Source organism: Streptomyces sp. IBSBF 2435, assembly GCF_036815005.1.
In the GTDB taxonomy this organism is placed as follows: Bacteria; Actinomycetota; Actinomycetes; order Streptomycetales; family Streptomycetaceae; genus Actinacidiphila.
On sequence record NZ_JAJSYW010000058.1, the window covers coordinates 1 to 5,961 of the forward strand.

A 5,961-nucleotide genomic window follows, 5' to 3' on the forward strand; every position below is an offset into this window, starting at 1 on the left:
CCGCTGGGGAGGGGGTGGTCGCGACGGCGGCAACAGGAGACGCGGAAGTGACAGGCGTAGCGGGAGTATGCGCTGTGGCAGACCTGCGTGGCCCGGTTCCGGCCACTTTTCTGACGTGGGCCGGGTTCATGGCCGGGAACTTCCGGCCAGTGGCACGCAGGTGGGGCAATCAGCGCTTTTCGTTCGCAGTGTGCGGGGCACCCGCATGATGAGCATCTCAAACCCCCATGTGTGCTGCACCGCTGTCAGGGAACCCACTTCTACACGCCTCATCGTGGGCATGTCCAGGATTGTCCTGGTACAAGGACTGGTGTCGGACCGCTTGCGGCCGACACCCTTCTCGCAATACGTTGGCCGAAAACAACCACCCCTGCTCTATGCGCGCTGTCGACTGATCCCAGCCAACAGCGCGTCATATTGCGGGCGATGGGTAGGAACCCGAAGTCTGGCTCAAGCGTCGTATGTACGTCATCAGTTGACGGCCGACCCAACCCCGAGTGGCGAGGGGTGCCGGGCCCGACGTGCACCACGACCGGTGGGTCACGATCAGGGCACCGCGAACAGACAAGCGCCATATGCGCGCTACCCTCCGCCACGTTCCACGCTCGGCTGGCGGCGTGATGCGCTGCCTCGTAAGCGGTGTGCTCGACAAGTTACGTTTTGTAATGGGCAGATCCCTGGGCGTTAACGGAAAGGAACGAGCGCTGATGCGCGAGATCCTCGGAAGGCGACGCAAGATCTCACTACAGCGAAAGGAGCGGACCGCGTTGCTCAACGCGGCGCTCACCTACGCCGAGCAGTGGCAATGGCGGGTTGTGCCTGGTGTCGGGCTCGACGGACGCGGCAGTTGGCGGACGGCGGGATCGCCGCCGTGCGCCTGTGCGCGTCCCAACTGCCCGGTGCCCGGGGCGCACCCGCTCAACCCCGGTCTCCTGGCCGCGACCCGCGACCCGCGCATGGTGCGATCCTGGTGGACCCGCAGGCCCGACGCACCGGTGGTGCTGGCGACCGGCGACCGGGTGTCGGCGGCGAGCCTGCCCGCCGCCGCGGGCGCACGCGCGCTGGAGGCGATGGAGAACCTCGGGGTACGGCTCGGCCCTGTGGTCGCCACCCCCACCCGGTATCTCCTGCTGGTCGCCCCCTACTCGCTGGCCGATCTGGGCGAACTCCTCGACAGCCACGACTGGGTCCCCACCTCCCTTCGCTACCACGGGGACGGCGGCTATGTGGTGCTGCCGCCGTCGACGAGCAGCGCCGGGCAGCCCTGCTGGGTGCGCCCGCCGGTGCCGGACGAGCGGACCGGCGGCAAGGCCCCCTGGCTGCCGCCGATCGGCACGCTGGTGGACGCGCTGGTCAGGGCCGGGCGTACGGCCCCGGACGGCGACCGGCTGACGTTCTGACGTTCTGACGGGCACTCTGCGACTGGCCGGCCTTCCGGTCGGCCGACCCCATGACCGGGCGGCCTGCGGACCGGCCGACCCGCTGATCGGCGGCCTGAGCGACGACAGGGGCGTACGGCGTGGCCATTGCCACGCCGTACGCCCCTGCGCCCTATCCGCGGGCATACGCCCGTACGGGTGACGCGCGCTTATGGGGTACGCACACCGGGCGGCGTACGGTCGGGGCACTGCTCGTACGGCCGGGTGCGTAACGCCCACTCACTCGTTCGGGTAACCGTCGTCCGCCGGTGACTGCCGCGACGGCGACGGGTAGGCCTGATGTCGTGGTCCGGCCCGCTATGTTCGGGCCGTGGCATTCTGCCGTCACGCGCCGCACCGGGCCGCAACGGGCATGACGTCGAGCGCAAGGGGAGGGGCACATGGCATCGCACCAGCCGCTGCAGGAGACCGGTGACCGGTTGCGCCTGATCGCCGCCGCCAGTGTCGCGGCGCTCGCCGTGGTCCTTCCGCTGGCCGCGGCGACCGCCGGCCCGCACGGCGACGGCGTCCACCGCGGCAACGCGGGCCACAGCGCGTCGCACCATGCGTCCGGCACGGACTCGTCGGACGGCGACTGAGTCGTCCGAACCGGCTGCCGACCACTTCGTCAGCCTGCTGTCGACCGGCGCCGCGACATGAAAAACCCGGTCGCTGACGACGGGGGATGCATCAGCGACCGGGCTGAATAAACGGTAACAAGACTTCGTCCGATCGCAAATTCCCCAGCCGGGACGGGTCCGTCGAATCGTGGCGATTCCAAGGGAGTTGTGACCGGAATCACTGACCAACCGCTCAGTCGGGTACCGCCGGGTCCCGGCCGCCCGGGTGCAACCGGAACCCGCGGCACTCCGAGCGGTCAGCTCAGGGTGATCTGCCGGTTGGTGAAGCCGCTCCTGGCCCGCCGCTCCTCCATGGTCAGCGGCTCGCCGCGGCCCAGCGTCTCGGCCAGCCGCTCGCCGAACGCCGCCGCCGGCTTCTCGACCTCGTCCGCACCCATGCCCACCGGCAGGTCCCACACCGGCACCGTCAGCCCGTGCGCGCGGAAGGAGCCGACCAGCCGGGTCCCCTCGCCGAGCGAGGACGCGCCGGCCGCGTGCAGCCGGGCCATCGCGTCGAGCAGCGCCTCCTCCGGGTGCGGCATGACCCAGCGCAGGTGGTTCTTCTCCGGCGTCTCGCACCAGTAGGCCGCGTCGACACCGGTCAGCCGCACGGTCGGGATGGCGGCCTGGTTGGCGCGCTCCAGCGACGCGGCCACCTCGCCGGTCGCGGTCCCGGCGTCCTCCAGCCAGTATTCGAAGCCGCTGTGCACCTCGGGCACGAAAGCCGCGTCCAGGTCGAGCAGATCCTGTAGCCGCGGCCCGTCGGGGGCGGGCCTGCGGCCCTCCACCGGATTGCCCGGCTCCGCGGTGAGCGCCCGGGTCAGGGTGTCGGCGAGGTCGCGGCTGATGTCGCCCGAAGCGGTGTCGCTCTGCAGGCCGAGCAGCACGGCGCCGGTGTCGCGCCGCAGCCCGGGCCACGCCATCGGCAGCACCGTGGCGAGGGTGACCGAGGGCACGCCGTCCGGCAGCGGCTCCTTGAGGGTGAGCGGCACGGTCGCGGCCGGCACCAGTTCGCGCAGCGCCACCCAGTCGCACTCGCCGGGCAGGCCCTCGAAGGGCCGCCGGACCAGCTCGGTCACCGCGTGCGCCGCCTCGCGGCCGTGACACGCCTTGTAGCGGCGGCCCGAGCCGCACGGACAGGGCTCGCGCGCACCGACCACCGGCACGGCCGCCCCCTCCGCGATCCTGGTGGCCTGTGCGGCCCCCTTGCTGCTGGTGGCGGTCGCGCGCTTCTTGGCCATGGCTCGGTCTCTCCCGGTGCGGCGGTATTCCCGCCGCGAGCCTAGCGCCCGGCGGGCCCGCGGCCGGACCACGACGGGCGGGGGCGCGTACGGGTGTAGGGGCGGCGCACGGTCGCGGGCCTACCGCCGGCTGTGCGGGCGCGGCCGTGGCTCGGGCCGCGCCGTGTATGGGCGGGCACCCGGCCCGGGGCGTCGGCGCTGGGACGGGTACACCCGGTTCGGGCCGTCGGCGCCGCGGCGGACGGGCACCCGGCCCGCGACGTGCTGCGACGGGCGTACACCCGGCCAGGGAAGCCGGCGCCGCCGGTTCAGCTCAGGTCGTCCAGCGACTCGGCCAGGTCCAGGGGGAGGCCGAGCGGAATGCCACGGGGCAGGCCGATGCCCGTACCCCCGCTGCCGAGGTCGTCGCGGCGGGCGTGCCGGCCGCGGACCGGCAGCAGCGCCCAGACGGTGACCTCGCCCGGCGCGCCGTCCCGTACCCCCCAGCGCAGCGCCAGGCTGCCCACGATGCCCAGGCCCCGGCCGCCGTGCGCGGTCAGCGAGGGACTGGAAGGGCGCGGCCTGGTCGGGCCGCCGCCGTCGGTGACCTCGACCTTGAGCAGGCCGTCCGTCCCGATGGCCCACCCGGCACGTATGCCGCGGTCCCGCGCCGCGGACCGCGCGCCGACGCCCGTACCTGCGGTGTCTTCCACCACCCCGTACATTGCGTCGGCCTGGTCGCCGAGCGGCCGGGCGTGCCGGCAGGAATTGCTGAGCAGTTCGGAAAGGATCAGCACCGCGTCGTCGATCACCGTTTCCGGCACGTCCTGCGCGTACAGATCCCCGCGCATACGTCTGCGTGCTTCCGCGACGCCGGTAGGACCATGCGGCAGTGCCATGGTCGAGGACGTCGGCACTTCCTGCGCGACCATCAACGACACCCCCGTGACCTCCTTCATCCCACGCCACGGGATGGATGCCCTCTGGGACTCGACCGGAAACAGACCAACCCAGATCTGTTGACGCACTTCATACGCCCCCCGGACGCCCGCGCGTGATAGGCGCATGCCGCGGGCATGAGCCACCCGCGCCGAGCCCGTGGCAATGTCGCCGGCAAGTCAGTCGCGGGGGCCTTTCAAGCCGCTCAACTGGGCCAGCACCTGCCGCGGGCGGTTGGTGATGATGGCGTCCACCCCGAGCCGTGCGCACAGCTCCACATCCGCGGGGTCGTCGACCGTCCATACATGGACGCGGTTTCCGGCCCGATGCAAACGCGCCACATACCCCGGATTCGCCCGCACGATGCGCATGCTCGGCCCGGCGATCCGCACCCCCGCGGGCAGCCGCCCGTCCCTGTGCCGCGGCGACACATATTGCATCAGATACACCGTCGGCAGCGCCGGTGCCGCCAGCCGTACCCGGCGCAGCGAGCGGGACGAGAAACTCATCACCCGCACCTGGGAGGCGGCACCGGGCGGCGGGGGACGGTCGAGGCCGAAGGTGCGCAGCAGGTCGATCAGCCGCTCCTCCACCTGCCCCGCCCAGCGCGTCGGGTGCTTGGTCTCGATCGCCAACTCCACCCGGCGCTCGGTGTCCGCGACGAGTTCGAGCAGCCGCCGCAAGGTGAGGACCCGGCTGCGTTCGGCCAGGTCGTGGCGTTCGGGCGCCTCGGGGTCGGTGTGCTGGCCCTTCCACGAGCCGAAGTCGAGCGCCGCGAGGTCGGCCAGTTCGAGCGAGGAGACGGCGCCGCGGCCGTTGGACGTACGGTTCACCCGCCAGTCGTGGACGCAGACCAGCTCCCCGTCCGCGGTCAGCCGGATGTCGCACTCCAGGGCGTCGGCGCCGTCCTCGATGGCTTTCCGGTACGCGGCGAGCGTATGTTCTGGTACATCCTCGGAAGCACCCCGATGGGCGACGACCTGGACAGGTCGCTCTTCCGGGTACGCCTCCGGGACCGCGCGCGCATGTGTCACCGGTTCATGGTGCCACCGCCTCGCCGGCGGCATCGCGAACCGGGCCCCCGCGCACGCGCCACGGACATGCACAGCTACCGCTTACGGCGGTCCGACACGCCGTGGGAAATGCTGTGTTCGCCCCACTACCCTGTCCTGACCCGAGGAGAAACGCTGTGAGCACCGAGAACGAAGCCGGATCCGCCCCGGCTGCGGAGTCGGCAGCGACCGCGCCCGACGGTGCCGCGCCCGACAGTGACTCGGCGGCACAGGCCCCTGCTCCTCCGGCGGCCCCGCCGGCGCCCGCGGCATCTGCCGCGCCCGCCGACGCGCCCCGGACCGAGGTTCTTCCCGCGCAGGCGCCCCCGCCCGTGGGCCCGCCGTCGCCGTACGGCCCGCCGCCGGCCGCGCTCGGCCCGCAGACACCGCCGGTGCCTTCTGCCGCGCCCTACGAGCAGGGCGGGCACAGCGGTTACGAGGCGCCGAAGCCGACGGCGTACGAGCCCCCGGCGCAGCCGCAGCAGCAGCCCGCGCACGACGCCCCGCCCGCCGCGCCGGTCGTACCGGCCCAGGCGCAGGCGTATCAGCAGCAGCCGGCGTACGGCAGCACCGAGCAGACGCCGCAGGCGCCCGCGTACGGGGCGGAGCAGCCGTCACAGCGGTCCGCGTACGGCGCCGAGCAGCCCGCACACGCCCCCGCGTACGGCGCCGAGCAGCCCGCACACGCCCCCGCGTACGGCGCCGAGCAGCC

At 72.7% G+C, this 5,961-nt stretch carries 5 protein-coding genes and 1 pseudogene; 3 read left to right on the forward strand and 3 right to left on the reverse strand.

Annotated features, from left to right (window positions below):
• Window positions 1–707: 707 nt before the first annotated feature.
• Window positions 708–1,400: a bifunctional DNA primase/polymerase gene (locus V7E46_RS13970; protein ID WP_333768716.1), complete on the forward strand. Its 693-nt coding sequence runs from the start codon at window positions 708–710 to the stop codon at window positions 1,398–1,400.
• A 419-nt stretch (window positions 1,401–1,819) separates the two neighbouring features.
• Window positions 1,820–2,017 (forward strand): hypothetical protein, encoded by a 198-nt coding sequence (locus V7E46_RS13975; RefSeq protein WP_329177082.1) that lies wholly within the window; start codon window positions 1,820–1,822, stop codon window positions 2,015–2,017.
• A 278-nt stretch (window positions 2,018–2,295) separates the two neighbouring features.
• Here V7E46_RS13975 and V7E46_RS13980 read toward each other — a convergent pair whose 3' ends face one another.
• The 3 genes from V7E46_RS13980 to V7E46_RS13990 form a co-directional block, all read right to left on the reverse strand.
• On the reverse strand, window positions 2,296–3,279 hold the full coding sequence (locus tag V7E46_RS13980; protein WP_333768717.1) for a DUF5926 family protein: 984 nt from the start codon (window positions 3,277–3,279) through the stop codon (window positions 2,296–2,298).
• A gap of 308 nt (window positions 3,280–3,587) precedes the next feature.
• Window positions 3,588–4,286: an ATP-binding protein gene (locus tag V7E46_RS13985; protein ID WP_443054150.1), complete on the reverse strand. Its 699-nt coding sequence runs from the start codon at window positions 4,284–4,286 to the stop codon at window positions 3,588–3,590.
• Between the two features lie 90 nt (window positions 4,287–4,376).
• The gene (locus tag V7E46_RS13990) at window positions 4,377–5,264 is read right to left on the reverse strand and encodes a glycerophosphodiester phosphodiesterase (protein ID WP_443054151.1); all 888 of its coding nucleotides are present in this window, start codon (window positions 5,262–5,264) and stop codon (window positions 4,377–4,379) included.
• A gap of 377 nt (window positions 5,265–5,641) precedes the next feature.
• Here V7E46_RS13990 and V7E46_RS13995 point away from each other — a divergent pair.
• Window positions 5,642–5,961: pseudogene (locus V7E46_RS13995) on the forward strand (PQQ-binding-like beta-propeller repeat protein); the annotation flags it as partial.

Coding starts and splice junctions, on each gene's coding strand:
- V7E46_RS13970 (WP_333768716.1), top strand. CDS start 708: ATGCGCGAGATCCTCGGAAGGCGACGCAAGATCTCACTACAGCGAAAG.
- V7E46_RS13975 (WP_329177082.1), top strand. CDS start 1,820: ATGGCATCGCACCAGCCGCTGCAGGAGACCGGTGACCGGTTGCGCCTG.
- V7E46_RS13980 (WP_333768717.1), bottom strand. CDS start 3,279: ATGGCCAAGAAGCGCGCGACCGCCACCAGCAGCAAGGGGGCCGCACAG.
- V7E46_RS13990 (WP_443054151.1), bottom strand. CDS start 5,264: ATGCCGCCGGCGAGGCGGTGGCACCATGAACCGGTGACACATGCGCGC.